Origin of the sequence: Pseudonocardia aurantiaca (genome assembly GCF_039526725.1) — a bacterium.
Taxonomy (GTDB): Bacteria; Actinomycetota; Actinomycetes; order Mycobacteriales; family Pseudonocardiaceae; genus Pseudonocardia; species Pseudonocardia aurantiaca.
In genome coordinates this window covers 387,352-413,614 of record NZ_BAAAJG010000010.1, presented here as the reverse complement: position 1 = coordinate 413,614, position 26,263 = coordinate 387,352, and the positions used below count along the sequence as shown (strand labels likewise).

Here is a 26,263-nt window from a genome sequence, read left to right as displayed (position 1 = left end):
CCCGGACTGCTATCTTCGAGGAGGAGCGAACAGGTACCAGGGAGATTCGACGTGATAGGTGAAGACGACATCTCCGGGTGAGACCCGGGAATGACCAGCCCCCGTCGGCACTCTGAAGTGTGCCGCCGCTGTGGCCAGGTCGTCGATTCGCCACATCCGTCCTTCCCGCGGAGACGCTTTTGTGCGCCCGCACGGCACCCCGAGGTCTCACCATGTCCGACGCGTTCATCGTCTGTTCGAACCTTTCCTTCTCCTGGCCCGATGACACCCCGGTCTTCCAGGACCTGTCGCTCAGCGTGCCCGGCGGCCGCACGGGGCTGGTCGCGCCGAACGGCGCGGGGAAGAGCACCCTGCTCAAGCTGATCGCCGGCGAACTACCGCCCGGCGGCGGGAGCATCACCGTCGACGGTGTGCTGGGCTACCTCCCGCAGAGTCTGCCGCTGACCGGGGATCTGACCGTCGCCCAGGTCCTCGGCATCGCCCCGATACTCACGGCGATCGAGGCCGTCGAGTCCGGAGACGTCGACGAAAATCACTTCACCACGATCGGCGCCGACTGGGACATCGAAGAACGCACCCGCGCCCAGCTCGACCGGCTCGGGCTCGGCGAGCTCGACTTCACCCGGCGCCTGGACACTCTCAGCGGCGGCCAGGTCGTCTCCCTCGGTCTCGCGGCACGGCTGCTCGCACGGGCCGACGTACTGCTGCTGGACGAGCCGACCAACAACCTCGATCTCGAGGCCCGCCACAAGCTCTACGACGTGCTCGAGGACTGGACCGGCTGCCTGCTGCTGGTCAGCCACGACCGGGCGCTTCTGGACCGCATGAACCGCATCGCCGAACTCGACGGCGGCGAGATCCGGTTCTACGGCGGGAACTTCACCGACTACGACACCGCCGTGCGCGCGGAGCGCGAGATCGCCCAGAAGAACATCCGCAACGCCGAGCAGAACGTCAAACGGGAGAAGCGGGAGATGCAGCAGGCCCGCGAGCGCGCCGGGCGCCGGGCCGGCAACGCCGCCCGCAACCTCGGCAACGCCGGCCTGCCCAAGATCTTCGCCGGCACGATGAAGCGCAACGCGCAGGAGTCGGCGGGGAAGGCGAACGAGACGCACGCCGCCCGGGTCAGTGCCGCCAAGGCGCGACTCGACCAGGCCGAGCGTGCCCTGCGCGACGAGCAGAAGATCTCGCTGGACCTGCCCGACACCAACGTTCCCGCCGGGCGCACGGTCTTCCTCGGCGAGGGGCTGCACGTTCGCCACGGCGATCGTGCGCTCTTCGCCGGAGACGGCGTCGACCTGGCGATCCGCGGGCCCGAGCGCATCGCCCTGACCGGCCCCAACGGCTCAGGCAAGTCCACACTGTTGCGTGTTCTCTCCGGTGAGCTGGAACCGGAGGGCGGCCGGATCAAGCGGGCCGAAGGCCGGGTCGCCTACCTGTCCCAGCGGCTGGATCTGCTCGATCCCGACCGTACGGTTGCCGACAACCTGGCCGGGTTCGCACCCGCGATACCGCCGGCACAACGAATGAACCTGCTGGCCCGCTTCCTGTTCCGGGGCTCTCGCGTCGAGCTGCCGGTCGGTGCGCTCTCCGGAGGGGAGCGGCTGCGCGCAACCCTCGCGTGCGTCCTCTTCGCCGAGCCGGCACCGCAACTCCTGCTGCTCGACGAACCGACCAACAACCTCGACCTGGTCAGCGTCGGCCAGCTGGAGAGCGCACTCAACGCCTACCAAGGCGCGTTCGTGGTCGTCAGCCACGACGAGCGCTTCCTGGCCGAGATCAAGGTCGAGCGCAGGCTGCGGCTGGCCGACGGCCGGCTGGTCGAGACGGCCGCGCCCGAATCCCGCTGACAGCGCCGACCACCACCGGGACCCATCCATGCCTGACATGGCTCTGCTCGCCCACGACCTGGTCCGTACCCTCGGCGCGCGGCGGGTGCTCGACGGCGTCTCCCTCAGCGCAGCTCCTGGCCATCGGATCGGCCTGAACCTCGGCTCTGCGACGAACTCGAAGACGCGCTCGGCACCAGCCCCGGCGCCATCGTGATCGCCAGCCACGACCGATGGCTGCGATCCCGCTGGCACGACGACAGGATCCTGCTGGACAACGGCGCTCTCATCAAGGCGATGGCTCGCGTTCGACGACTGAGTGAGGCGAGCCCCGCGCACGACGAACCGCTCGGGCCGCAGGGAGGTCGTGGGGCGTGCAGCGGACGTGATCCATACGCACTCATAGCGTGCGCTCGGCGTGGATGGGCGAGCGCGTGTGATCCCATGCAGCGGGGACCGCCTGTGCATCGCCAACTGGCCGTCGGTGCGAGGCGTGATCGTGCGATGGGGAAGCCGAAAGCCGCATGCCCATGCGAACAGTACGTCGACGCCGAGGGCGACCACTGTCACGAGTCGACCCTCGTGCGGTGACCCGGCCGCCCGTCAGACGCCGGCCAGCGCTTCGCGGAGCTTGCTACGCGAGCTGACGTCAAGCTTGGTGAACACCTTCCCCAGGTGCCATTCGACCGTGCGGGGGCTGATGAACAGCTCGGCGCCGATCTGGGAGTTTGTCATTCCATCGCGGGCGAGTCGGGCGATCTGGGTCTCCTGCGCCGTGAGAACCTCACGTGCCTCGACCGCGCGTTGGCGTACCGACTCGCCGGTGGCCAGGAGTTCGCGACGGGCGCGCTCGGCGAAGGCTTCGGCGCCGAAACCGTCCAGCATTTCGTAGGCGGTTCGCAGGTGTTCGCGCGCGTCGCGACGCCGGTTCTCGCGACGCAGCCACTCCCCGTACACCAGGTGCACGCGGGCGAGATGAACGGCGACCCGGGTTCGCTCGAGGCGGTCGATGGACTCGCGGTAGAGCAAGTCGGCGGCCCGGCCGTCGCTGAGCAGCGCTCTCGACCGGGCCAGAATGCCGAGGGCCCAGTCCGTGCCGCTGGCGGTGGTTCGTTCCTCGAGTCGTCGCAGGGCGGTAGCGGCCACCTCTGGGGCGTCGCCTCGGGCGCTCGCCTCGACGAGCTCGGCGAGGGCGAAACCGTAGGCCCCCAGTCCGTCGTGCTCGCACGCCCGTTCGGCGCTGGCCAGGGCGTCGTGGTACCGACCGAGGCCGTTGTACAGCACCGCAGTCAGGTAGTCGCCCAGCCCGATGGCTCGTCCCTCGCCCCTGGCGGTCGCCTCTCGGACATAGGCCCGGATCAGCGCCGGTGCCTCGACGTTCTCACCGCGCCAGGCGGCCAACAGCGGCCAGCCGTACCTCAAGGGCGCGGTGCCGGTCGCCTCCGTGATCGCGTCGGACTCCTCGCTCAACGCCGACGCCGCGGCGAATTCGCCGGCGTGCATGTGCACAACGGCGCGGTACGTGAGGGCCAGGGGAAGGAAATTGAGCGCGCCGGCGACGCGAGCCGTCCGGACCGCGTGTGTGGTCAGCTCATGCCATGTCTCGTCGTCCCACATGTCGCCGGCGACCGGCCACGTCAGCCAGAGCCAGCGCATGATGTCGTCCGCGTTGCGGCCGGCGTCCCGCCGGAACGCCTGTAGAGCGCGCTGAAGCGGCGCCGCACCCGCGACGTAGCCCTCGGCGAACCGCGTCGCCAGGCCATCGAGGAGCACATCCATCGGCCGTGGCGGCTGCGGTCCCGGCAGGGCAGCGCGGGCGGCGTCGGCCACCTCCCGCAATCCGCCCCGTCCGTTGAGGCGGCCGGCGAAGACCGCTGCTCCGAGTGCTTCGAGGTACGCGTCACGTGCCTGCGCGGCGTCGAGTCGTTCGAGTCGGTCGGCAGCACGGAGCAGCAACGGCACGGCATCACTGTTGCGCCTGCGGGCGAAGACGACCTGGGCGCGGAGCCGGGCCAGCTGCGCGCGCTGGAGCTCGTCCAACGGGCCCATGTCTGCGGCGACGACGAGCTCAAGTGCCGCGTCGGGGGCTCCGGCCTCGAGGTTGGCATGTGCCGCGGCCAACGCCCTGGCTCCGCGCCTCGCCAAATCTGGCGTCAGCTCGGTCGCACGCCTCAGGAACGCGGCTGCCGCCGCGATACCGCCCCGGGCCTGGGCCCGGTCGGCTGAGCGCTCCAGTTCGCCGGCCACGGTCTCGTCGGGTTTCATCGCCGCGTGGGCGCGATGCCATGCTCGGCGATCCGGGTCGGATTCGGGATCGGTCGCCTCGGCCAGCGCGCGATGCACGTCCTGGCGGTCTCCGGGGCTTGCCGCGCGATAAGCAGCCGAGCGCACCAGCGGATGGTGAAACCGCACCCGCGCTCCAATCTCGATCAATCCCGCCGCCTCGGCCGCCGTCGTAGCCTCCGGCCCGATGGCGAGCCGCTCGGCCACACGCCTCAACAACAACACGTCCCCCAGCGGCTCGGCGGCAGCCGCCAGCAGCAACTGCTGCGTCGCAATCGGAAGCGACCCGATGCGCCGCAGGAAACTCTGCTCGATCTGGCTCTCCAGCGGCCGCGCGTCAGGACGCCCGAACCCACCGGCCAGCTCCGCCGCCGTCAAGCCCCGCGGCAACTCCAGCAGAGCCAGCGGATTACCGCGGGTCTCGGCGACGATCCGGTCCTTGACGCGCTCGTCGAGCCGCCCGAGGACCGCCGAATCCAGAAGCGCACGTGCATCGCCGTCGCGCAGACCCCGGACCACGAGCTCCGGCAGCCCCACCAACTGGTCATCGCCATGGCCGAGCCCCGGTCCGCGCACCGCGAACACCAGCGCCACCTGCTCCGCCAGCAGCCGCCGCGCGACGAAGGCCAGCGTCTGCGCGGAGGCCCGATCAAGCCACTGAGCGTCGTCCACCACACAGATCAGCGGCTGCCCCTCTGCCACCTCGGCCAGCAGGCTGAGCACCGCCAACCCCACCAGGAAGCGATCCGGCGCGCTCCCCGTGCTCAGACCGAACGCGATGGACAACGCATCATGTTGCGGGCCGGGAAGGCGACCGAGATACCCCATCATCGGCGCGCACAGCTGGTGCAACCCGGCGAACGACAGCTCCATCTCGGACTCGACGCCGGCTGCGCGCGCGATCTGACATCCTGCCGCGCTCTCCACCAGGTACTCCACCAACGCGGACTTGCCGACCCCCGCCTCACCGCGCAGGACGAGCACCTGACTCTGGCCGGCCTTGGCGCCCGCCACCAACCGATCCAGCGCGTCACACTCACTACGCCTGCCACGCAGCCTGTGCCGCGGATCGGTGCTCGACATCATCACCACCGCGGGTCAAGGTCAGCTCGGGTCGCATCCATGATGCACCCACCTCGTGAACGTGGGCCGCTCGTTCGCCGCCGCCGCCGCCCTGATGCCGCATCGCGCGAGGGCGGTCGAACGGTCAACATGCACGCCGTGCACGCTGCTGGATGCATCGGGGACGGGCGATGCCGGTCCGAGCCCTCGATCATGCTCGCGCGCAGCGCGGTCGCCAGTTCGGAGCCCTGAGGTCGACGTCACCGTCAGAGCGAGCGCTCATCGCGGGACGCGGGGATCGGAACGTCCGGGAGCCTTCTTGGGAGTGCGTGCGCGACCGGTCTCGTCTCCGCTGTTGGTCACCTTGGCGGCTTCCGCCGATCCTCGGCCGGCCTGTTGCCGCAGGATCAGCGCCTGGCCCGCTACTCCGCGGCCATCACCGACGGGCCGCGTGCGCCCATCTGCTCGCTGGGGCCGGGGAGGACGACGGCGTCGGTGAGCACGTCGATGAGGCGTGCCATCTCGCCGGCTCGGGCTGCGTCGACGAAGGCTCTCAGCAGGCCATCGCGTTCCGCCGTATCGACCGGGTTGTGACGTTGTTCGGCGAGGTGCTTGCGCGCTCGGCGCGCCAGTTGGCGAGCGTTGGCTTCGCTGAGATCGAGTGCTTCGGCGATGTCGCGGAACGGATAGTCGAATGCCTCGCGCAGCACGTAGACGGCGCGTTCGACGGGGGACAGCCGTTCGATCAGGAGTTCGACTGCGAGCTCGAGGTCCTCGCTGCGTTCTGCCCCCGTCGCTGGATTGGCGGATGCGGGATCGCGTTTGGGTAGCCATCCGCCGACACTGACCTCGCGACGAGCGCGGGCCGAGGTTGCCGCGTTGAGGGCAACCCGTGTCGTGACGGTCACGAGGAACGCGACCCGGTCGCGGACGCGTGCTCGGTCGGCTCCTTGCCAGCGGACCCACACATCTTGGACGACGTCCTCGGCGTCGGCGACTCCACCTAACATCCGGTAGGCGATCCCGAACAGTCGAGAACGAACACTCTCGAAGCAAGCGGCGGCGTCAGCCACCGGTGTGTCGGTCGCGGTCCAGGCGATCTGCCGATCCGGAACGACGGACGTCGTCGCGTTCCCGGTCGTATCCACGATCGACGAACCTGGCTTCGACACGAAGTCGACACTGGACAAGCGCATGGAGATCTTCCCTGCTCACGATGGCGCGGACTACGGGCCGGGGCCTCGCCGTCCAGGCCCCGATCGACTGACATGACCACCGTCGTGCGGATCGGGTTCGGGTCGCCCCTGTCGAAGGCCCGGGTGTATCCCGGGCGTGCACCCCGGGGGAGGTGGGGCCCGGGGGCCTGGCCGGCGTGCCGTCCCCGTAGCCAGGACAGGATGTGACGTGGACGGGTGCACGGGCCGGGGGCCAGCCGCCGGGTCCGCTACCCGGATGAGGCGGCCAGGCCCGCTCGGAGAGTGTCGCGTCGAGTTTCCGGCGAGAGCTGATGTCCATGGTTAACACCTTGTGGAGGCCCCGCGCGCTACGCCGGTGACCCGCCATCGCGCCGCCGTCCCCGGGGTCGCCACGGGGGCCCCGGGCGTGCACCGGGGGGTGGCCGGGTGCCGCCCCTGGCGCGATGGGCATCTGCGCGGAACCACAGTTGACCTGTCGATGCGCTCGTCTCAGTTCCACGCCTGCCTGCAGGCCCTGGAACCACTGACGCCGCACGACATCACCAACCACTCCCAGAGAGGGGATCGCCGTGGATTGGCGTTTCCGAGCGGCATGCCGCATGGAGGAACCTGAGTTGTTCTTCCCGGTCGGTACCGATGGGCCGGCTCTTGTCCAACTGGCCCGAGCCAAGTCCGTGTGCCGGCGATGCCCGGTGCTGATCCAGTGCCGGACGTGGGCCTTTACAACGGGCCAGGCCGCCGGGGTATGGGGCGGCATGAGCGAGGACGAGCGTCGCGCGATGCGGCGAGGCGACCAAGTGGACCTGCTGCTGCCCCGTGGGCTGCGGGTTGCAGCGCAACCGCAGGACGGGTCCCGAGCCGGCGCCATGACCGCGAACGGGAGATCGTGCCCAGCCTCCTGCGGCTGCTCGCCGTGCAGGACCCCCACCGGGCCGCCCTCCTGCCGGAGGCCATGAAGGACACCCTCAAGGGGCGCATCGCGATCACCGTCGACCTGGGAGCAAGCCATGGCTGACGTCGTGCGGGAGGCCGGCGGAGTCCGGTCGGTGGCCGTCGACACCCCGCCCTCTCCCCGGGGCCCCCGACTGGCCTCCTGCCCTGACCGAGCCGTGGGAGTCGCTGCCCGAGGTGTTCCGCATGGTCCTGGGAGGGCTCGCCGTCGAAACCCGCGAGCGAGACGGCGGCCGCGTCTGTTTCAACTGCGCCCGCCCGGTCGGGTTCGCCCTCGACGACGACCGCTGCCGCCTGATCTGGCAGCCGCTGTGGCTGCTCGCCGGCCCTGACGACCAGGTCACGGTGGCGTGCCAGGGCTGCGCAGACCCGTTCCCCATCGTCCGCGAGGAGAGGCCCGTGCTCGACCAGCCCGCCCCCGCCGCGGCACCACCGAGTTGGCCGTGGCGTTGAGCGCGCTGGTCAGCCAGGCATCCCCGGCGACGCCGTGCGTCGTGCGGAACGGGCACCAGGCATGCTCGGCGACTGGGCTGTGCCAGGGCTGCGGCCGGGTGGCGCACTCGATGGGCGGGCCGAATCCACTGCGGATCTGCCGGCCGCGCCTACCGGCAGCGGCAGGGCATCTATCGCAATCTCACGGGTCGTGTCGCACCACTATTCGTGGACTCGGGTCTGAACGAGTGCGCCGGATCTATCCCCGGTCGCTTCCCAGCCAGGGAGCGACGTATTCGTCGTCGAGCTTGGTCAGATCATCCATGCTCTTGACCATCAGGCGCACTGTTTCCGAGACATCCTTGGTCAGCGCGAAGCACTGGCTGACCGAGGTGCAGGCGGTTGGTCCGAGGTCCTGCGCGAACTGGACGATCCGCGCACGCTGATCGGCGACGTCACCGATGTCCTCGGCCACGGTCTCGCGCCGAACATCGTTGTGTTCACACAGAGTTCCGATATCGGCGAGTTGCTCGAGTGCCCAGTGCCACGGGTCCTCTTTCAGCGCTGGGTCCCACACCCGCTCGCAGGGCTCGTTTCCGGTGAATGTCGGATGGTAGTGGGCGGCCGCGAACGTGCCCGCGGACCGGTCGAGGCGGTCGAACAGATCGGCCCGCCACAACGGGCGGTTGAGGACGAATCGTTGAGCTGCCGACTCGGTTCCTCGCCGCGCTTCAGTCTCGAGCAGCCGGAGTTCGAGCCGTACGCCGTGCTCCATGACGCCGTCGTTCAGGCCGATCTCGAACCAGTGTCTTACGATGACCCCAACGCGGCTGAATAGGAACGCATGCAGCATTGTCCAGAACCTCCTCGATCATGACGCAGGCCGATTACCAAGATCTTCCCCGTTGCTCGTCATTCTGACAACACAGGACGCCACCTACCGATCATGGACCACTCACACGTGGCCATCCGGGCCGCCGGCGGGGTGGACGCGCTTTTAGAGGACTCTGTCGAGCAGTTGCCGGGCGTGCTTCACCAGCGCTTCGGACGAGCCTGCGGAGAACGGACCCGGCATACCGTAGTAGCGGTGGGCGTCGCAGACCTCGTAGCCGCCGTGCGGGTACTCCTCGGAGGTCGGTAGGTAGCCGGGGCATCCGTTCGAGTACCCGGCGACGAGAACGGTCGCGTCCGGCTGCTTCCGCGCTGCGTGCTCCCGGATCTCGTGCGCAGCGGCAGCGAACGGTTCACCGGGCAGTGCGACCAGCATGGCCTCATCCCACCTGAGCACCGTCACGCGTGCGAGGTGGCCTGCCGCGCTGCGGGGATGCGGGTGGTCCAGCAATCCCCGGCCCCACCCGATCCAACAGTGCCGCAGGGCTCGGTGGGCGGAGTCGGCCTCCGCGGCGTCCTGCTCCCAACGCTCGAGGTCGGCTAGCAGCGCGGTGCGGTCGGGCACGTCGAGCTCGAGCCGGACCTCACTGGCGACCGCGGCGACCGCTGGGCGGGCACCGGGACGCGTGGCACGGTCGCGCGGGGTGAGGGCGAGCCCGGCGGCGGCGATGCGTTTCCCCACGCGCTCGCACGCCTCGAACGTGCGGTCCGCCGAGGCGGCGGTCGAGATCGAAGCGGCCGCGGTGTGGCCGGTGTTGGCGTCGCCCGCGCATCCGGTCACGAAGAGCACGGGTCCACCGCCGAGACGTTCGGCCATGACCCGCCGCACGACGCCGGGGTAGTCCGCTGTGAAAAGGGTGTTGTCTGCGCCCAACACCACCGGGTGGCAGGCGTAGGAGACCACGCCCGCCAGTAGGGAGCCGTCGGAGCGGCGGAGGAGGACCACCGGGACCTCGTCGTCGACCGGGCCGCCCGGGCGTCGGCGGTTGCGGGCGACGGCGGGGCGCCCGCCGTACCCGGCCGTGGCACTGACGGGTTCCCGGCGGGCCGAGGCCTCGGCCACCGACTCGGCGCACGCCCGGACGACAGTGGCGAGCCAGGCCTCGTCGAGCGGGTCGCCGAGCCGGCCGCGCATGCTGACCGGTCCGCCGTGAGTGTGCGTCGCGTGCACGACCACGTGGTCGGGCGGGAGCCCGCACCGCGCGCGGATCTCCGCGCAGTCGTCCTCGTGCAGCCCGACGACGTCGACTGTGACGAGCGCGGTGTCGCCGACGACGAGGGCGTGGACGAGCAGCGAGTCGTGTACGCCTGTCGCGGGGGTCTCCCGCGCGGCGAAACCGGACATGGCCGCGCCGGCCGGCGGCGTGATGTCCCTGGACGCGACCCCGGCGAGGACGGTCACTCGAGGACCCGGCCGCCCGCGACAACCTGGCGGAGCCGCAGCGACCCATCGCCGTCGGCGTGGTCGAAGAGCAGCAGATCCGCGGGCGCGCCGGGCGCCAGCCGTCCGCGCCCCGGGACGAAACGGCCCGGGTTTGCGGTCGCGAGCCGCAGGGCGTCGCCGAGCCCGAGCCCCGTGAGCCGGCAGATCTCCGCCGTGCCGTCCGTGAGCGAGCGGGCGGCCCCCGCGAGGTACGGCGTGCCTGCTTCGGCGAGCCGCCCGTCGGCGGACAGGATGACGGCGCCGCCGACCGGGGTGACGTACTCGCCCGGTGGCAGCCCAGCCAGCGCGACCGAGTCCGAGACCAGCACGGACCGCTCGAGCCCCTTCGCCCGCACCATGGCCGTGAGGGTGTCCCCGGGGAGGTGGTGGCCGTCGGCGATGAACGTGGCGGTCAGCCGGTTGTCCGCGAGCTGGGTCCAGATGTAGTTGGGATGGCGGGTGATGGTGGCGTGCGCGCCGTTGCCGAGGTGGGTCGACAGCCGGGCTCCGGCGTCGACGACGGCGCGGACCTCGTCGGGGGTGGCGTGGGTGTGGCCGATGGCGACCACGACGCCTGCCCGGGTCAGCGCCTCCGTGTAGGGCACGGCGCCCGCGTGGTGTGGGGAGAGGGTCACGATGCCCACCAGGCCCTCGGCCGCTTGCTGCCACCGCCGGAACTCCTCGACGTCCGGCGGCCGGATCTCTGCGGCGGGATGGACTCCGCGCGGCCCGTCGACCGGGGAGATGTGCGGGCCCTCTACGTGCACGAACGGGATCGCCGCCTGGGTGTGCTCGTCGCGGGCGCGGGCCTGCGTGATCGCCCGGAGGGACCGGAAGATGTCGGCCTCGGCGGCGGTGACGATCGTCGGTGCGTAGCTGGTTGTGCCCGCCCGCGCGAGCGCCCTGGTCAGTTCGACGACCTCGTCCGCCGTGACGTCCGCGCCGTTGACGTCGTGGCCGTGGTACCCGTTGACCTGCAGGTCGATCAGGCCGGGGCAGATCCACGGCAGGCCGCCGTCGTCGCTGCCCGCCACCGGGCGGACATGGGCGATCACCGAGTCCTCGACGGTCACCTCGAGGACCCGGCGCGTGGCGGGATCACGCCCGACGACGCGGCGTGCACCGCTCACAGCGATCTCACGCGGCCGCGGAACCGGCCGAGGAACCTCCCGTTGGCCTCGTCGCCGCCCGGGGCGTTCCCGCTGCGCCACACCGGCGGCTCGATGCCCCGCGCGGCCAGCGCCTCGACGGTGGCGAGGGTCAGGCAGTTCAGCACGTAGGCGTTCGCGAACGTCGAGACGGCGGCGACGCGCTCGCTCGCGCCCGGTACGTCCATGACGGCGTCACCGATGGGGACCTTGCAGTCGATGGCTATGTCCACAAGGTCGTGGAGGTTCGCGCCGGTCGGGTGGCGGGCCGGATGGTCCGGCGCGGTCCGCTCGGCGTGCCCGCGGGAGCTGATGCCGATCAGCTTGACTCCCCGCTCGCGCGCGGTGAGCGCGGCGTCGACGAGGGCCGCGTTGATCCCGTAGGCGTTGACCAGCACCAGCAGGTCACCCTCGGCCAGGCCGTTGTCCTCGATCACCACCCGGCCGTAGCCGGGGGTTCGTTCGATCGCCATCGAGCGCAGCGCGCCGTTCGACAGCAGCGTGCCCTCGTCGAGGATCGCCGCGATGTGCATGAGGCCGCCTGCGCGGAAGAACACCTCCTGCGCCGCCAGGTTGGAGTGCCCGCCGGGGCCGAAGACGTGGACGAGCCGGTCGTCGGCGATCTGGTCGGCGAGCAGTCCGGCGGCCGCGCGGATGTGCTCCGCCTCCTCGGCCAGGATCCGCTCCAGCAAGCCGTGAACGATGTCGAGGTATGCGCGGAAGGTTGGGTCAGTCACGGGGAGCGGCCTCGGCGTCGAGGTAGAGGGTGCAGTCGGGGTGGGTCCGCAGGGCGGTGGCCGGGTCCGCCGCCGAGACCGGTGCGTGCAGGGTGCGCTGCACCGCGGGCTGCTTCAGCCGCCCCGGCACCACGCAGAACAGCCTGCGCGCGTCGAGGAGCCGTGGCACGGTGAGGGTGAGCGCGTGGGACGGGACCTGCTCGATCGAGGGGAAGGCCTCGTCGTCGACCTGCTGCTGGCGGCAGGTGCGGTCCAGCTCCACCACCTTCACGTCGAACGGGTCGTCCAGGTCGGCCACCGGCGGGTCGTTGAAGGCCAGGTGGCCGTTCTGCCCGATCCCGAGGCACACCAGGTCGATCGGCGCCTTCGCCAGCAGGGCGGCGTACTCCGACGCTGTGGCCTCCGGGTCCGGGCCGGGCTCGATCAGGTGCGCCTCGCCGAACGGCAGCCGATCGAAGATCGCTTCTTTCAGCCAGTTCGCGAACCGCTCGGGTGCGTCCGCCGGCAACCCCAGGTACTCGTCCATGTGGAAGGCCGTCACCCGCCCCCAGTCGATGTCCTCGGCGGTCGCGAGGCCGTTGAGCATCTCGCGCTGGCTTGGCGCGGCCGCGAAGATCATCCGCAGGCTCTCCTGACGGGAGAGCGTCGCACGCAGCTCCGCGGCGACGTCGTCGGCCGCGGCCCGGCCCATCGCGGCGCGGTCCTCGAAGACCCGCACCCTCGGCATGCCGGGGACTTCCTTTCTCACCGTGCTCCTTCTTCCTCTCCGGTGCCGTGGCCGAGGGCTTCCCGGCCTGGCTTCGTGTCCAGCTCGACCAGCATGAGCAGTGCCCGCGCGATGTGGAACGGGTCCTTCACGGGCAGTGCGACGGTCTTCTCCAACGGACTTCCGTCCCGGTTGCGGATCTGGGTCCACTCGCGCCCGGGCCCCTCCGGGAACGTGCCGACGGTGTAGTCGCGCAGCCGCGCGTGCCACTCGGCGAGCCGTGGTTCGGCGGCGGCCTCCGCGAGCAGCGCGGTCGAGTAGAGCGCCTCAGCGTTCGGCCACCACAGCTTGGTGTCCCACGTGTCGACGACGAGCCGCTCGTACGGGTCGTCCGACCGCGCGCCCGCCGGCGCTCCGCCGTCCCGGTCCACGTAGCGCAGGAGGCCGCCGTACGCGTCGTCCCAGCCGAGGTCCAGTGCGTGGAGCGCGATTCCGGCGAGCCGCGACGGCTGAGCAAGCTCCGAGCCGGGCAGCAGGTCACGGGCGTGGTGGAGGAACCACAGGGCCTCGAGGACGTGCCCGGGGGTGCGGTGGCGGGTCAGGAGGCCATCCGGGTCCCCGTTCCCGGTGGCGGGCATCTCGACGATGTCGTCGCCGTCGAGGAAGTGCTCCTCGATCTCGCCCGCGGCGTCCCGCACGATCGCGGCGGCCGCCGCCGACCCGGTCGCGCGGTGGACCTGCTCGCCCACCCCGACGAGGATCATCGGGAGCCCGAACGAGAGGTGGCCCGCGGGAACCGGGTACGGGTCTGAGCGGAACCGGCCGCTCTCGATCGCACATGCCGACCGCACGAGCATCTCCTCCGCGAGCTCGCCCCAGCCCTCGTCGGGACGCAGCGGGGCCACCCCGGCGAACCCCAGCGCGGCGAAGAGGTCGGCGAAGACGCTCGTGTGCAGGCCGGCGCCCGCCGTGGCCTCGAACGGCTCGCCCGACCGGGTCGTCACGAACGCCGTCGTTCCGTCTGAGAACAGCGCGTGGTCGCGGACGAACTCCGCGGTCCTCGCGCTCTGCTCACGGAACCACCCGGCGTCGACGTCGAGGAGGCCCTGTTCGGCCGCGACGGCGACCCTGGCGGTGAGCCACGCCCACCGGCCCTGGGACCAGGTGTACTTGTGGTCGGACACCAGCCGGGTGCCGGCGTTGTCCCAACAGGTCAGCACTCCTCCGTGGATGTCGTCGGGGCCGTTCGCGGCCCACCAGGCCAGGACGTCGTCGACGAGGTGGCGGCGGTGGGCGTCGGACCGCTCAGACATCGTCCGCCCGGACGGTCTGGTTGGCCCGCGGGGCGGGAGTGGACGCCGCGTCGCCGAACACGGTCGACTCGTCGACCTCCTCGGAGATGGCGTCGACGAGCGCGTCGGCCTGGTCGTCGTGCCACGGGCGGACCAGGCCGACCAGCACGAACGTGATGATCGAGCAGATCACCGGGCCGCCCACCGACATGGCGGTGGCCTGGTCGGGCGCGAGCTGCGCGATCCAGTCGTCGACCACGTAGCGGGTGAGCGCGAAGACGACGAGCCCGACCGCCCAAGACGCGATCGCGGCCGTCGGCCCGCAGCGCTTGAAGGCGGGCAGCATGCCCAGCAGCATCGGGATGGCGATCGGGCCGACAAGCCCGCCGAACCACAGGATGACCAGGCCGAGGACGCCGCCGAAGCTGTCGGCCGTCAGGGCGATGAGCATGCTCAGCGCGATGAAGGCGAACACGGTGATCCGGCCGATGACCAGTTCGGTCCTCGTGTCCGCGGGGCCGCCGCGCTTCCAGATCGCGGGCAGGATGTCGCGCGTGACCACCGAGGAGATGGCGTTGGCGTCCGACCCCGTCATGGCCATGGTGTGGGAGAACAGCCCGGCGAGGACGAGGCCGATCAGGCCGGCGGGCAGGAGCTGCTGGGTGAGCAGGGCGTAGGACTGCTGGGGGTCGTCGAGGCCGGGAAGCAGGATGGGTGCGGCCCACATCGGGAAGAACATCACGAGCGGCCACACGAGGTAGAGCGCGGCGGAGAAGAGAGCAGCCCGCCGCGCGGTGCTGCCGGTGGGGGAGGCGATGAAGCGCTGCGCGAGGTTCCAGGTGCCGCCGTTGTAGGACAGCGTGTTGATCAGGAGGTACACCATGACGAACATCACGGTGTACTGGCCACCGAAGGGCTGCGAGTTGGCTTCGGGCAGCCGGTCCCACAGGGTCCAGATCGTCGGGATGCCGTCGATCGCGGCGAGGACCGCCACGAACATGACCACGCCCGCGACGAACTGGATGATGAACTGCCCGAAGTCGGTCAGCGCGTCGGCCCAGAGGCCGCCGATGGTGGAGTAGATGAGGGTGACGCCGCCGGTGAGCAGGATGCCGACGCCGAGGGGAACGCCAGCGAAGACGTTGAGCAGCAGGGCCGTGGCCGTCCACTTGGCGCCGACGTCGAAGACCTTCAGCGCGGTGCCGCTCCAGGCGAGGAGCTGCTGCGTCGGGACGTTGTAGCGGATCTTGAGGTACTCCAGCGGCGAGATGATCCCCAGGCGCTGGCGCAGGCGCGGCCAGCGCGGCGCGAAGACGAACGCGCCCACCACCATGGCGAACGTGATGCCGAGGGCCCACCACACGTAGAGAACGAAGCCCTGGGTGTAGGCGATGGCCGCGTAGCCGACGAAGACCGCCGAGCTGTAGCCGGACATGTGGTGGGAGATGCCCGAGAGCCACCAGGGCATCCGGCCTCCCGCCGTGAAGAAGTCGCGGGAGTCGTGCACGCGGGCCTTGGCCCACATGCCGATCCCGACCATCACGATGAAGTAGCCGCCGACCACCAACCAGTCGAGAATTCCCACCGTTCCTCCTGATCTGCGTGGCCGTGCAGCTGCGGGCCTCCGGTTGGCGACGGATACTGTCGTGCAACCGGTTACACGTCAAGATCCCCGGCTGCCCGATGACGAGCGGCACGCGCCTGGCCACCGCGGAGCCATCCGTAGAGTGCAGTCGTGGCACGACGTGGAGGGCGGCAGGGAGCCCCGACGATCAGGCTCGTGGCCTCCACAGCCGGGGTCTCGACCGCGACGGTCTCGCGCGTCTTCTCGAAGCCGCACCTGCTCCGGGAGAGCACGGTCGTGCACGTCAAGGAGGTGGCGGCCCAGCTGGGGTACGTGCCGCACCACACGGCCCAGGCCCTCAGCACCGGGCGGCTGGGGACGATCGCCGTGGTCGTCCCCGACATCGCCAACCCGTTCTTCCCCCCGGTGATCCGGGCGGCCCAGGGGCACGCGTACGGCGCCGGGTTCAGCACCCTGCTCGGGGACACCGACGAGGACCCCGCGAAGGAGGCCGACCTGCTGGCCACCCTCGAACAGCGGACGGACGGGATCGTGCTGGTGTCGTCACGACTGCCCGAGGACGTGGTCCGCCGGCACGCGCGGCACCGTCCCCTGGTCCTGGTGAACCGGGACATCACGGGGGTCGCGCGGGTGCTGGTGGACTCGGCGGCCGGGGTGCGCCAGGCCGTCGACCACCTGGCCGAGCTCGGGCACCAGCACATCACCTACGTCAGCGGGCCGGACTCCTCGTGGTCGAACCAGCAGCGGCGCAGCGCGGTGCTCGAGCAGAGCGCGGCGCGCGGGATCACGGCGACCGTGCAGGGCGCCCACCGGCCCGAGCACGACGCCGGCCGGGCCGCGACGGCAGAGATCCTGGCGTCCGGGGCGACCGCGGCCATCGCCTTCGACGACACCATTGCACAGGGAATCCTGTCCGGGATGGCCGAGCGCGGACTCGCCATACCCGACGATTTGTCGGTCATCGGGTGCGACGACATCCTCGCGGTCAACACCTACCCGCCCCTGACGACCATCCGCAGCCGGATCAGCGAAGCCGGACGCCTCGCCGTCGAGATGCTGCTGCAGCTTGTCGAGAACCGAGCGGAAGCGGACGCCGGGGAGGACGACCGTATGGAGCCGCGGCATGCGCTCACGTCATCGTTGATCCCCCGGGCGACCACTGGCCCGCCGATCCGGCGCTCGCGCAAGGGGTAGCGAGCCCATGTCCTACGGGGCGTCGCGGGCGCCGAGACTGCGTGAGATCCCGAGTGCCGCGGTGCGCACCGCGGGTGCGAGACGGGCGGTGTCGATCCGGTGGACCTGGCCGGTGATCGAGACGGCCGCGACCGCTGCTCCGTCGGCGTCCAGGACCGGCGCGGCGACGCAGGCGATTCCGGGCGTCGACTCCTCGTGCTCCTCGGCGTACCCCTGCCGGCGGATCCGTTCCAGCTCCTTCGTCAGCAGGCCCGGCGCGACCACGGTGCGGGGGGTCCGCCGGACGAGTCCCTGCGCGAGCACCCCGCGCAGCTGGTCGGGAGGCGCGTGCGCCAGCAGCGCCTTGCCGACGCCCGTGCAGTACGCCGGCATCCGGCCCCCGACGCGGGAGCCGACGGCAGGCCCGCGCCGCCCCTCGAGCTTGGCGACGTAGACGACCTCGACACCGTCGGCGACCGCGAGGTGCACGGTCTCGCCGGTCGCACCGAACAGGTCGGTGAGGAACGGCGTGGCGGCGTCGCGCAGGTCCCGCGGCCGCCTGGCGAGCTGGCCGAGCTCGAACAGGCCCATGCCGACCCGGACGCCGTCGTCCCCGATCTCGACCGCCCCCCATTCCCTGAGCTGATGCAGGATCCGATGCGCGGTGGGTTTGGCGATCCCGGTCCGGCGGGACATCTCGCTGATGCTCACGGCACCGTCGCCCGGCCGGAAGGCCGTCAGGAGGGTGAAGGCGCGGCCGAGCACGGAATTCGCGCGGTCGTCTCGCTCAGTGGAACGCACGAGTTCATGTTCGGCGAGCGGACCGGGGACTGTCCAGCGCATGCCCAGCACTGATTCGCGCCCCGTGACCGCGGCCATCGTCGGCCCGGGGAACATCGGGACAGACCTGCTCGTGAAGCTCGGCAGGAGCGCTCTGATCGACGTGAGGTACGTCGTCGGCGTCGTGGAGTCGGACGGCCTGGCCCGCGCCCGCAAGACCGGTGTCGCCGCCTCGGCCGAGGGCGTCGACTGGCTCCTGCGCCAGGACCCGCTGCCCGATCTCGTCTTCGAGGCCACCTCGGCCAAGGCGCACATCGCCAACGCCCCGCGCTACGCCGAGGCCGGGATCCAGGCGATCGACCTGACCCCCGCCCACCTCGGTCCGATGGTCTCCCCGCCGGTCAACGGCTCGGCGCACCTGACGGCACCGAACGTATCGATGATCACCTGCGGGGGGCAGGCCACCATCCCGATGGTGCACGCGGTCTCACGGATCACCCCGGTGCCCTACGCAGAGATCGTCGCGTCGGTGGCCTCCCGCGGGGCCGGACCGGGCACCCGGGCAAACATCGACGAGTTCACCGAGACGACTGCGCGCGCGGTCGAGTCGGTCGGCGGGGCGGCCCGCGGCAAGGCCATCATCATCCTGAACCCGGTGGAACCTCCGATGATCATGCGTGACACGGTGTTCTGCGCGATCGACGGCGACGTGGACCGGGTCGCCTTGGCCGCGTCGATCCACGAGATGGTGGCCGAGGTGCAGGAGTACGTCCCGGGCTACACGCTGCGCGCCGAGCCCCAGTTCGACGAGCCCCGCGACTCGTGGGGTGGCAACGCCCGGGTCGGGATCTTCCTGGAGGTCAAGGGCAACGCCGACTACCTGCCCAGCTATGCCGGCAATCTCGACATCATGACGGCCGCCGCCGCCCGCGTCGGCGAGCTGATGGCCGCGACCCGCACGGAGGTGACGGCATGACCCGTCCAGAACTGCGCCACGACGTCCGGATCACCGACACCACCCTGCGCGACGGCAGCCACGCGATGGACCACCAGTTCAGCGAGGCGCAGGTCCGCGACACCGTCCGCGCGCTCGACCGGGCCGGGGTCGAGGTCATCGAGGTCTCGCACGGTGACGGGATCGGCGGATCGTCGTTCAACTACGGGTTCTCCCGCACCGACGAGATGACGTTGATCGCCGCCGCGCGCGAGGAGGCGACCACCGCGAAGATCGCGGTCCTGCTTGTCCCCGGCATCGGGACCGCTGACGACCTCCGGCGGGCGCACGACGCCGGGGCCGAAATGGTGCGGGTCGCGACGCACTGCACGGAGGCGGACGTGTCGCCGCAGCACTTCGGGGTGGCCCACGGGCTCGGCATGGAGACCGTCGGTTTCCTGATGATGGCCCACCGGACGTCCCCGGAGGACCTGGCCGCGCAGGCCAGGATCATGGTGGACGCGGGATGTCAGGCGCCGTACGTGACCGACTCGGCAGGCGCGCTGCTGATGCACGAGGCGCGGGCCCGCTTCGAGGCCGTCGTGGCGGAGGTCGGGGACGAGGCCTGGGTCGGCTATCACGGCCACCAGAACATCGCCATGGGCGTCGCGAACTCGGTGATTGCCCAAGAGGTCGGGGTCCGCTACATCGACGGGTCGCTCTGCGCCCTCGGGGCCGGCGCCGGTAACTCGCCGACCGAGGTTCTCGCGGCCGTGTTCGACCGGCTCGGTGTGGACACCGGGCTCGACGTGCTGGCGATGCTCGACGCCGCGCAGGAGGTGGTGCAGCCGTACCTGCCGCGCTGGCCGAAGATGGACCGCAACGCGATCGTGCAGGGCTGGGCCGGGGTGTACTCGTCGTTCCTGCTGCACGCCGAACGGGCGGCCGAGCGGTACAAGGTCCCCGCGCACGACATCCTGCGCCGCTGCGGCGAGCTCGGCTACGTCGGCGGTCAGGAGGACATGATCATCGACGTCGCCCTGACGCTGGCGGGTGAGCGCGCCTCATGACCGGGTCGACGAGGGGGATCACACCCACGGCGCCGACGGACGCGCGGGCGAAGGCGCGTGCGCTCTACGAGGCCCGGCGGACGCGGCGTCCGATCCCACCCTTCACCGACGCCGAGCCCGACCTCACCATGGCCGACGGATATGCGATCCAGCGCGAGCTCGTCCCGATGCTGCTGGCCGACGGTGACGAGGTCGTCGGGTACAAGGTCGGGCTGACGTCCCGGCCGATGCAGCGGCTCATCGGTGTCGACGCCCCGGACTTCGGCCCTGTGCTGGCCTCGACCCGGTACGCCGACGGCGACCTGCTCGATCTCGACCGGTTCATCTCGCCGAAGATGGAGGCCGAGATCAGCTTCGTGATGGCCGAGCGCCTGCGTGGTCCGGGGGTCTCGGTCGAGCAGGCGCGCAGCGCGGTCCGGGGTGCGGCGGCCTCAATCGAGATCGTCGACTCCCGGATCCAGGACTGGCGGATCCGGCTCGCCGACACGGTCGCCGACCTCGCCTCGAACGGGGCGATGGTCGTGGCCGACGAGGTGGTCCCAGTCGAGGGGTTCGACGTCCGGCTGCTCGGGATGGTCCTGAGCCGCAACGGGGAGGTCGTCGACACCGGTGCGGGCGCCGCCGCGCTCGGTGACCCGTTCGCCGTGGTCGCGTGGCTGGCGAACACGCTCGGCGAGCACGGCCTGGCCCTCGAGCCGGGCCACCTGGTGATGACCGGGGCGCTGCACGCCGCCGTCCCGCTGGCGCCCGGAGACGACTTCCGGGCGGAGTTCGACCGGATCGGATCCGTCACGATCAGGATCGCGGCCGGGGGCTGAACACTGGGGAAGTGTGTGATGCGTACCGCTGAGCCGTCAGCACAGCCGTGGTCCGGTCAGCCGCGCCGAAGGCCACGCGCCTGACCGGACGAGATCCCTGGTCAGCCGTACGAGCGTGGTCACCACCACCCCCACCGGAGGAGAGGCGCGGACGCCTCGTTGCAGGCCGAGCACGACCGTGCGCTCGACGTCCGGCGCCGTGAGCGGGGCTGCGCTGACGCGCCCCGCCGCGACGTCCGCCGCGGCACCCGCAGCGGGCAGCACCGTCCACCCGTACCCGGCGAGGACCAGCTTCTTCTGCACCGTCATCGAGTTCGTCTGGATGGTGATGCGGGGTTCCCCGGGGACCGCGGACCGTGCCTGGTCGATGAGCGCGCGCAGGCCGTGCCCGTTGACCGGCAGGACGAGTCGCTGGGCGAGCACCCGCTCCCACGGGACCGGCGAGTCGGCGGCGAGTCCGGCGTCAGGGGGTGCCACGACCCAGAGCCGCTCCTGCAGGAGGGGCTCGACGGCGAGCGATGGCGTGTCGCTCAGGTTGTACAGCAGCGAGAGATCGACCTCGCCCGAGTCCAGCCACTGCTGCAGATGGCCCGAGTACGCAGTCAGCAGCCGAAGCTCGATTCCGGGATGGGAGCGCGCGATGTCGTCGGTCAGCGGCTGGGCCAGGATGTCGATGACGCTCTCCAGCAGCCCCACGCTCACGATGCCGGTGACCTCGCCCGGCGGGTCGGCGCCGAGCGCGCCACCATCGCGCCGTACGGTCCCTTCCCGACGGCCGACGGAGCGGTCGTGCTCGCGGTGCAGAACGACCGGGAGTGGAAGTCGCTGTGCACGGCCGTGCTCGGCCACGAGTCTCTCGTCGAGGACCCGAGATTCGCGCGCAACTCGGCCCGGGTCGCGCACCGCGCCGAGGTGAACGCCCTGGTCGGCGGCGGGCTGGCGGCCCTCGACACGGACGCGACGTCGGCGCTGCTCGACCGGGCCGGGATCGCGAACGCCCGCATGAACCAGGTACAGGACTTCTGGCAATTGGAATGCGAATCGAGGTGCCCCGGGACCGGGAGGGCACCTTCGAACCACAGCCGGTGAAGAAGCGGCAGCGGCGGCTCGGTGAGGTCGACGCGATCGTGTTGTCGTTGTGTGCGAAAGGGTTGACGACCACGGAGATCGCGCCAGGTACCCAGGAAACGGAGACCGCTCACTATTTTCCGCATCACCCCACCTAATACTGCAACGGCATTTATGGTGGGTAGCCGCGGCGGCGGGCGCGCCGGTCACGTCGAGGCCGGGCACCGCTTCGCCGCGACCACCAGCCAGGTCTGCGGCCTGTTCCCCTTCGCCACCCCCTCCGGCAGCGACGTCCGCGGCGTCCCCATCGAACGACACCTGCACACCGCAGAACCGGTCGGGCTCGACCCCGCGCACTGGCTACGCACCGGCCTGGTCTCCAACACCGGAGTCTGGGTGCAAGGCCAGCCCGGTATCGGGAAATCCTCGATCATCAAACGCATGCTCGCCGGCCTCGTCGGGTTCGGCAGGCTGGTGCCGAAGGTTTTGATCACAGGGAAGTCGGGCACAGGAAATCGGCTGCGCTACAGGTCCTTTGTGGCTGGCCATCACGTTGACCGGGTCATTCTCTCCGTTCCCTGGGGGGCAGGGACCTCACCTCGGCCGAGGTTGGCCTGATCGCCGGGCGAGTCGGCCCCGGCGTGCACAGACCGGCCGATGAGGCCGACCGGGCCCGGAAGGGGGCGGCGATGGCATCGCAGAAAGCACTCGACAGGTCGATCCGATGGGAGGCCGAGGAGAGCCGGGAGCGGAACGTGCGCGTCGGGCTGCTGGCCGATCCGGGGCTTCCTACCGAGATCGCGGAGCAGCTCGCCAGGGAGCTGCCGAACCTGCTGGCCGACCAGCCCCGGGACGGGATGCGCTACACGTTCACTGTGGTCTCGGAGACGCTGCGGCGCCGCGGGGACAGCCGCGGGGAACGGCTGATCGACGTGGCTGCCAAGCGGCGCGAGCTGGAAGGCTGGGACTTCGCGACCTGCCTGACCGACCTGCCGGTGCACGAGGACGGCCGTCCCGTCGTGGCCGAGCTGAGCCGGGAGGCGGGAGCCGCGTTGCTCGTCGTTCCCGCGTTGAAGGTGCTGAACCCGGCGGAGCAGGCCCGCGACATCATCGCCGGACTGATCCTCGAATGGGTGGCCGGCGATGACGCCGACGAGCGCCTTCAGCGACTCGAGGAACGGGTGACGAGCCTGCATCGGGTCGAGCCCGCCGACGATGACGTCGACCTGCGGCTGACCAAGTCGGGCGGGCAGCTGCGAATGCTGCTCGGGATGGTGCGGGTGAACCGGCCGTGGCGGCTGGTGCTCGGATTGCGCGGTGCACTCGCCGCGGCGCTGGCCACCGCTGCGTTCGGGCTGGTGTCCTCCCCGGTCTGGCAGGTCAGCGGGGCCATGAGCACCGTCCGCCTGTGGATCGCCACGGCGGTCTCCCTCGCCGCGATCATCGGCTGGCTGATCCTGAACCACGGCCTGTGGCAGCACCCGAGCGGCAACGGCCCGCGGGAACGCCATCGAATCCGACTCTACAACGCAGCGACGCTGCTGACCCTCGCGATCGGCGTCGTGGTGTCATATGTGGTGCTGCTCGTCGGAAATTTCCTGACCGGCTGGTTCGTGGTGGTCCCGGAGGTCTTCTCCTACACGATCAGAAGGCCGGTGAGCTTCGCCGACTACTTCCGGCTCGCCTGGCTGGTCTCCTCGCTGGCGACCATCGGCGGCGCCCTCGGATCCGGCCTGGAATCGACCGACACAGTGCGCAGTGCGACCTGGGGCACGCGATACCGGAAGACCCGGAAGAACTAACTAAGTCACCGGCGTTGCGAACGTATGCGTGAGTACACCCTGGTTTGCGTGAGCCCGTGGCTCAGGCTGGGAGGGTCCACGTGGCTGCTGGGGGCAGCGGTGGGCGGTGTTCCCCGGGCGCAGTGATCGCCGTGCGGAAGGTCCCGGTACACGTCTGGCCGACCCACTACCGGCTCGCTGCCGGGCACCGCCTGCAGGTCACGATGTCGAGCGACGACTACCCGGAGATCGAGAGCGACGCCCCGCCCGGGACGGTCGAGGTGCTGGTCGGCGCCGGTGGCTCGACGATCCGGTTCGACACGGTGCGGGCCTGAGGCGCCGGGCTCACTCCTCCTGCTGGAGGCGCGTCTCAGCTCGGGTCGTAACCACCGATCGACAACTCGTCTGGACGGCTCTGAAAGATTCGGAACGATGCGGGCGAACAGGCGATTGCGCAGGTGCAGCCGGAGTGCAACGGTGTCCGGCGGAACCCGCCACTGTGCGGCCTCGCCACGCAGTGGCAGCCAACGAGCGGAGGTGGTCGCCATGGCGCCGTTCGATCCAGAATGGATGACGGCCTGGCAGGAGGCCGTGAATCGGGACCGGGCGATGGAATACGTGCGGCACTTCATGGACGCGGACTTCGTCATCGGCTTCGGGGATACGGAGTACCTCGTCTCGGTCCGTGCTGGCAATGTCGAGCGCGTGTCCGATCAGTGGACCATCCAGGACACCTGGGATTTCACCCTCCGCGGTCCCCGTGAATCGTGGGAGAAATTCATCGAGCCGGTCCCACCGCCGATGTACAACGACATCTGGGCCATGGCGCACCCGCTGCACGGACGGCTGCGGATGGAGGGCAACGTCAAGGTTCTCTGGCAGCACCTGCGGTCTGTGACGTGGATGCTCGATCACATGCGCCGGCTCGAGCCGGTAGCCGCATGAGCACCGTACAAGGGTAGGAGCTCAGGAAGATGGCGACGAAGCACGATCCCATCGTCGGTCGTTACGTTTACGTTCCCTACGATGGCACAGAATACCGGGTGTTCTACGAGGAGGCCGGCGAAGGAACTCCTCTGGTGTGCCTGCACACGGCTGGAACCGATTCACGTGAGTACCGCCACCAGCTCGCCGATCCCGACATCACGGGCCAGTTCCGGGTAATCGCTCTGGATCTTCCCCGGCACGGGAAGTCGATCCCTCCGCCGGGCTTCCAGAACGAGGAGTACCGGTTGACGGCGAAGTTCTACTGTGAGTTCGTCATGGCATTCTGTGACGCCCTCGGATTGGAGCGACCCGTCATGATGGGCAGCTCGATGGGCGGCAACATCTGTTTGCACCTGGCGCTCAACTTCGAGGAGAAAGTGCGCGCTCTGATCGCGATCGAGGCGTGCGATTACTCGCCCGGCTGGTTCATCGACTGGCTCTACCACCCCGAGGTGCACGGCGGGGAGGCGTGCGCCACCTCGGTGTTCGGGCTGATGGCGCCGCAGAGCCCCGAGGACTACCGCTGGGAGACCTGGTGGTACTACGCCCAGGGAGGCCCCGGGATCTTCCGCGGCGATCTGTACTTCTACAGCGTGGACCACGACTTCCGGCAGCTCGCCGAGAAGATCAGTGGCAACGTGCCGATTTACCTCATGACGGGCGTTTACGACTTCGCATGTACCCCTGAGATGACCGCCCAGACCGGGAAGAAGATCAAGGGGAGCGAGACCATCATCATGGAGGAGATCGGGCACTTCCCGATGTGCGAGAACCCGGTGACCTTCAAGAAGTACCTCATGCCCGTACTGGGGCAGATCACCAAGCGGGAACTCGAGGCGCACTTGACGGGCTGACGAAAATCAGGGGATGGCCCGCAACGGGGGCACGGAGATCGACCGAGCGCTGGAAGTCGTGGTCAGCGAGATCAACGCTCTGCGGGAGCGGCAGGACGGCGGCCCCACCGTCGTGCTTACCTTGGGTGGCTTGGTCGTCGCCGGAACGATCATTCCTGACTGGCAGTGGTTCGACGAGGTCGAGCATACGGCCCGTGCTGCTTTCACAGTGCACACCGGCGGCTCCATCGACGACGAGCACGGTGGTTGGGCGAGGCTGTTCCGAGGCGTCAGCGAGTCGCTGGTGAGGGACCACGAGGAGCACCGTGCTGCTGAGAACGTGATAGAGGTCCTTTCCGAACGGTACCGACGCCTGCTCGCCCAGGAGTACCGCACCACCTACATCCACTTGAAGGATGCCCGGGTGATCGCACCCGGCGTCAGTGCTCTGCCCGCCGGCGGAATGCACTGGCGAGGACGGCTGACAGAGGTCTCTGGGTGGTCCTTCGGGCATCTCGGTGAGCCATCACCGGCGTCGGTCGAAGACCCCGGTCGCGACGATCAAACTGCCGGACCTGAACGGTCACCCTGACACGTGAATTCTTCCACTGCGATTCGGTGCGGTGGGCAGGCTCCCGGCGATGAAGAGAGTGAACACGATTCCGCCTGCGATGACGTACACGGCGGTTCTGATGCCGTTCGATGTGGCGATGCGCAGCTCTTCCGCTGTGAGGCCTTCCGTGCCGGAGTTGGCGATCAGGACGAGCAACGCGAGTCCGATGACTGCGCCGACACCAGAGCCGGTGGATACGATGCCGGAGGCAACGCCTTGCTGGTTGGCAGTGATCCCCGTGGCCGCGGCGATGAACATTGCCGTGAACACGACGCCGTCACCGATGCTGACGGCGACGAGTCCGGGCACGAGCGCAGCGTAGGAACTGTCGGGGGTCATCGCCAGTCCGAGGCCGACTGCGCCGGCCGCGCCGATGGCGAGGGCGGCGACGAGGGTGCGCCTCAGCCCGAGGCGCGTCACGACCTTCCCTGCAAACGCTGATCCCGCGACGACCACGGCGGTCGGAATGAGGAATCCAACGCCTGTCTCGAGGGCGTTGTATCCGCGGACGTCCTGGAAGTAGATGGACAGGAAGTAGAGGAGAGAGCCGAAGGTCGCCATGAACATGAACGCGATCGACGTCGCGATCAGGAGGGTCCGATTGCCGAGCAGTTGAGGCGGCATGAGCGGATCGCGGCTGCGCCGTTCGACGATGCCGAAGACGCCCAGCA

The 26,263-nt window shown here is 70.1% G+C and carries 27 protein-coding genes and 2 pseudogenes; 17 read left to right on the top strand and 12 right to left on the bottom strand.

Annotation, left to right across the window (positions count from 1 at the left end):
* The first annotated feature begins 212 nt into the window (after positions 1–212).
* A complete protein-coding gene (abc-f, locus tag ABD143_RS17590) occupies positions 213–1,850 on the top strand; it encodes a ribosomal protection-like ABC-F family protein (RefSeq protein WP_343979034.1) in 1,638 nt (545 codons plus the stop codon).
* 28 nt (positions 1,851–1,878) lie between these two features.
* Positions 1,879–2,046, top strand: coding sequence for a hypothetical protein (locus ABD143_RS17585; protein ID WP_343979031.1), 168 nt, complete (start codon positions 1,879–1,881; stop codon positions 2,044–2,046).
* 386 nt (positions 2,047–2,432) lie between these two features.
* Here the strand turns inward: ABD143_RS17585 and ABD143_RS17580 are convergent, their stop codons facing one another.
* Both ABD143_RS17580 and ABD143_RS17575 read right to left on the bottom strand, forming a co-directional pair.
* Positions 2,433–5,198: a helix-turn-helix transcriptional regulator gene (locus tag ABD143_RS17580; RefSeq protein WP_379659843.1), complete on the bottom strand. Its 2,766-nt coding sequence runs from the start codon at positions 5,196–5,198 to the stop codon at positions 2,433–2,435.
* Positions 5,199–5,596: 398 nt separating this feature from the next.
* Positions 5,597–6,364, bottom strand: a complete 768-nt coding sequence (locus tag ABD143_RS17575; protein ID WP_343979028.1) for a sigma-70 family RNA polymerase sigma factor — start codon at positions 6,362–6,364, stop codon at positions 5,597–5,599.
* A 575-nt stretch (positions 6,365–6,939) separates the two neighbouring features.
* Here ABD143_RS17575 and ABD143_RS17570 point away from each other — a divergent pair.
* From ABD143_RS17570 to ABD143_RS17560, 3 genes and pseudogenes are all read left to right on the top strand, one after another.
* Positions 6,940–7,158: pseudogene (locus ABD143_RS17570) on the top strand (WhiB family transcriptional regulator); the annotation flags it as partial.
* A 98-nt stretch (positions 7,159–7,256) separates the two neighbouring features.
* Positions 7,257–7,385 (top strand): hypothetical protein, encoded by a 129-nt coding sequence (locus ABD143_RS17565; RefSeq protein ID WP_343979125.1) that lies wholly within the window; start codon positions 7,257–7,259, stop codon positions 7,383–7,385.
* 122 nt (positions 7,386–7,507) lie between these two features.
* Positions 7,508–7,774, top strand: a complete 267-nt coding sequence (locus tag ABD143_RS17560; RefSeq protein ID WP_343979025.1) for a hypothetical protein — start codon at positions 7,508–7,510, stop codon at positions 7,772–7,774.
* Positions 7,775–8,012: 238 nt separating this feature from the next.
* On the opposite strand, the gene ABD143_RS17555 is transcribed toward ABD143_RS17560, so the two are convergent.
* From ABD143_RS17555 to ABD143_RS17525, 7 genes are all read right to left on the bottom strand, one after another.
* A complete protein-coding gene (locus ABD143_RS17555) occupies positions 8,013–8,606 on the bottom strand; it encodes a hypothetical protein (RefSeq protein WP_343979022.1) in 594 nt (197 codons plus the stop codon).
* Between the two features lie 144 nt (positions 8,607–8,750).
* Positions 8,751–10,046: a hypothetical protein gene (locus ABD143_RS17550; RefSeq protein WP_343979019.1), complete on the bottom strand. Its 1,296-nt coding sequence runs from the start codon at positions 10,044–10,046 to the stop codon at positions 8,751–8,753.
* Positions 10,043–11,197 (bottom strand): N-acetylglucosamine-6-phosphate deacetylase, encoded by a 1,155-nt coding sequence (locus tag ABD143_RS17545; protein WP_343979016.1) that lies wholly within the window; start codon positions 11,195–11,197, stop codon positions 10,043–10,045. The genes ABD143_RS17550 and ABD143_RS17545 overlap by 4 nt, the downstream gene beginning before the upstream one ends.
* Positions 11,194–11,952, bottom strand: coding sequence for a sugar isomerase domain-containing protein (locus ABD143_RS17540; protein WP_343979013.1), 759 nt, complete (start codon positions 11,950–11,952; stop codon positions 11,194–11,196). Before ABD143_RS17540 ends, ABD143_RS17545 begins: the two co-directional genes overlap by 4 nt.
* Complete coding sequence (locus ABD143_RS17535; RefSeq protein WP_343979010.1) at positions 11,945–12,700, bottom strand: glucosamine-6-phosphate deaminase; 756 nt, start codon at positions 12,698–12,700, stop codon at positions 11,945–11,947. Before ABD143_RS17535 ends, ABD143_RS17540 begins: the two co-directional genes overlap by 8 nt.
* Complete coding sequence (locus ABD143_RS17530; RefSeq protein ID WP_343979007.1) at positions 12,697–13,971, bottom strand: AGE family epimerase/isomerase; 1,275 nt, start codon at positions 13,969–13,971, stop codon at positions 12,697–12,699. Before ABD143_RS17530 ends, ABD143_RS17535 begins: the two co-directional genes overlap by 4 nt.
* On the bottom strand, positions 13,964–15,535 hold the full coding sequence (locus tag ABD143_RS17525; protein ID WP_343979004.1) for a sodium:solute symporter family protein: 1,572 nt from the start codon (positions 15,533–15,535) through the stop codon (positions 13,964–13,966). Before ABD143_RS17525 ends, ABD143_RS17530 begins: the two co-directional genes overlap by 8 nt.
* A 150-nt stretch (positions 15,536–15,685) precedes the next feature.
* Here ABD143_RS17525 and ABD143_RS17520 point away from each other — a divergent pair, with 150 nt between their 5' ends.
* Positions 15,686–16,729, top strand: a complete 1,044-nt coding sequence (locus ABD143_RS17520) for a LacI family DNA-binding transcriptional regulator (RefSeq protein ID WP_343979001.1) — start codon at positions 15,686–15,688, stop codon at positions 16,727–16,729.
* 12 nt (positions 16,730–16,741) lie between these two features.
* Here ABD143_RS17520 and ABD143_RS17515 read toward each other — a convergent pair whose 3' ends face one another.
* Entirely contained in the window at positions 16,742–17,509 is a 768-nt protein-coding gene (locus ABD143_RS17515; protein ID WP_343978998.1) for an IclR family transcriptional regulator, read from the bottom strand.
* A 40-nt stretch (positions 17,510–17,549) separates the two neighbouring features.
* Between ABD143_RS17515 and ABD143_RS17510 the strand changes: the two genes are divergently transcribed.
* From ABD143_RS17510 to ABD143_RS17500, 3 genes are read left to right on the top strand one after another with little or no spacing between them, the layout of a single operon-like run.
* On the top strand, positions 17,550–18,464 hold the full coding sequence (locus ABD143_RS17510; RefSeq protein WP_343978995.1) for an acetaldehyde dehydrogenase (acetylating): 915 nt from the start codon (positions 17,550–17,552) through the stop codon (positions 18,462–18,464).
* The gene (gene dmpG, locus ABD143_RS17505) at positions 18,461–19,492 is read left to right on the top strand and encodes a 4-hydroxy-2-oxovalerate aldolase (RefSeq protein ID WP_343978992.1); all 1,032 of its coding nucleotides are present in this window, start codon (positions 18,461–18,463) and stop codon (positions 19,490–19,492) included. Before ABD143_RS17510 ends, dmpG begins: the two co-directional genes overlap by 4 nt.
* Positions 19,489–20,310: a 2-keto-4-pentenoate hydratase gene (locus ABD143_RS17500; protein WP_343978989.1), complete on the top strand. Its 822-nt coding sequence runs from the start codon at positions 19,489–19,491 to the stop codon at positions 20,308–20,310. The genes dmpG and ABD143_RS17500 overlap by 4 nt, the downstream gene beginning before the upstream one ends.
* A gap of 36 nt (positions 20,311–20,346) precedes the next feature.
* On the opposite strand, the gene ABD143_RS17495 is transcribed toward ABD143_RS17500, so the two are convergent.
* Complete coding sequence (locus ABD143_RS17495) at positions 20,347–21,159, bottom strand: LysR substrate-binding domain-containing protein (protein ID WP_343978986.1); 813 nt, start codon at positions 21,157–21,159, stop codon at positions 20,347–20,349.
* On the opposite strand from ABD143_RS17495, the gene ABD143_RS17490 reads away from it, so the two are divergent.
* The 8 genes and pseudogenes from ABD143_RS17490 to ABD143_RS17455 all read left to right on the top strand — a co-directional run bounded on the left by ABD143_RS17490 (position 21,058) and on the right by ABD143_RS17455 (position 25,571).
* On the top strand, positions 21,058–21,399 hold the full coding sequence (locus ABD143_RS17490) for a CoA transferase (protein ID WP_343979115.1): 342 nt from the start codon (positions 21,058–21,060) through the stop codon (positions 21,397–21,399). The genes ABD143_RS17495 and ABD143_RS17490 overlap by 102 nt on opposite strands.
* A pseudogene (locus ABD143_RS17485) lies at positions 21,348–21,482 on the top strand (transposase); the annotation flags it as partial. The gene ABD143_RS17490 and the pseudogene ABD143_RS17485, both read left to right, overlap by 52 nt.
* A gap of 70 nt (positions 21,483–21,552) precedes the next feature.
* Positions 21,553–21,996: a hypothetical protein gene (locus ABD143_RS17480; RefSeq protein WP_343978983.1), complete on the top strand. Its 444-nt coding sequence runs from the start codon at positions 21,553–21,555 to the stop codon at positions 21,994–21,996.
* A gap of 71 nt (positions 21,997–22,067) precedes the next feature.
* A complete protein-coding gene (locus ABD143_RS17475) occupies positions 22,068–23,180 on the top strand; it encodes a hypothetical protein (RefSeq protein WP_343978981.1) in 1,113 nt (370 codons plus the stop codon).
* Positions 23,181–23,302: 122 nt separating this feature from the next.
* The gene (locus ABD143_RS17470) at positions 23,303–23,494 is read left to right on the top strand and encodes a CocE/NonD family hydrolase C-terminal non-catalytic domain-containing protein (RefSeq protein ID WP_343978978.1); all 192 of its coding nucleotides are present in this window, start codon (positions 23,303–23,305) and stop codon (positions 23,492–23,494) included.
* Between the two features lie 211 nt (positions 23,495–23,705).
* Positions 23,706–24,104 (top strand): hypothetical protein, encoded by a 399-nt coding sequence (locus tag ABD143_RS17465; protein WP_343978974.1) that lies wholly within the window; start codon positions 23,706–23,708, stop codon positions 24,102–24,104.
* 29 nt (positions 24,105–24,133) lie between these two features.
* On the top strand, positions 24,134–25,000 hold the full coding sequence (locus ABD143_RS17460) for an alpha/beta fold hydrolase (RefSeq protein WP_343978971.1): 867 nt from the start codon (positions 24,134–24,136) through the stop codon (positions 24,998–25,000).
* 13 nt (positions 25,001–25,013) lie between these two features.
* On the top strand, positions 25,014–25,571 hold the full coding sequence (locus ABD143_RS17455) for a hypothetical protein (RefSeq protein WP_343978968.1): 558 nt from the start codon (positions 25,014–25,016) through the stop codon (positions 25,569–25,571).
* On the opposite strand, the gene ABD143_RS17450 is transcribed toward ABD143_RS17455, so the two are convergent.
* Complete coding sequence (locus tag ABD143_RS17450; RefSeq protein ID WP_343978965.1) at positions 25,563–26,216, bottom strand: MFS transporter; 654 nt, start codon at positions 26,214–26,216, stop codon at positions 25,563–25,565. The genes ABD143_RS17455 and ABD143_RS17450 overlap by 9 nt on opposite strands.
* Positions 26,217–26,263: the final 47 nt, after the last annotated feature.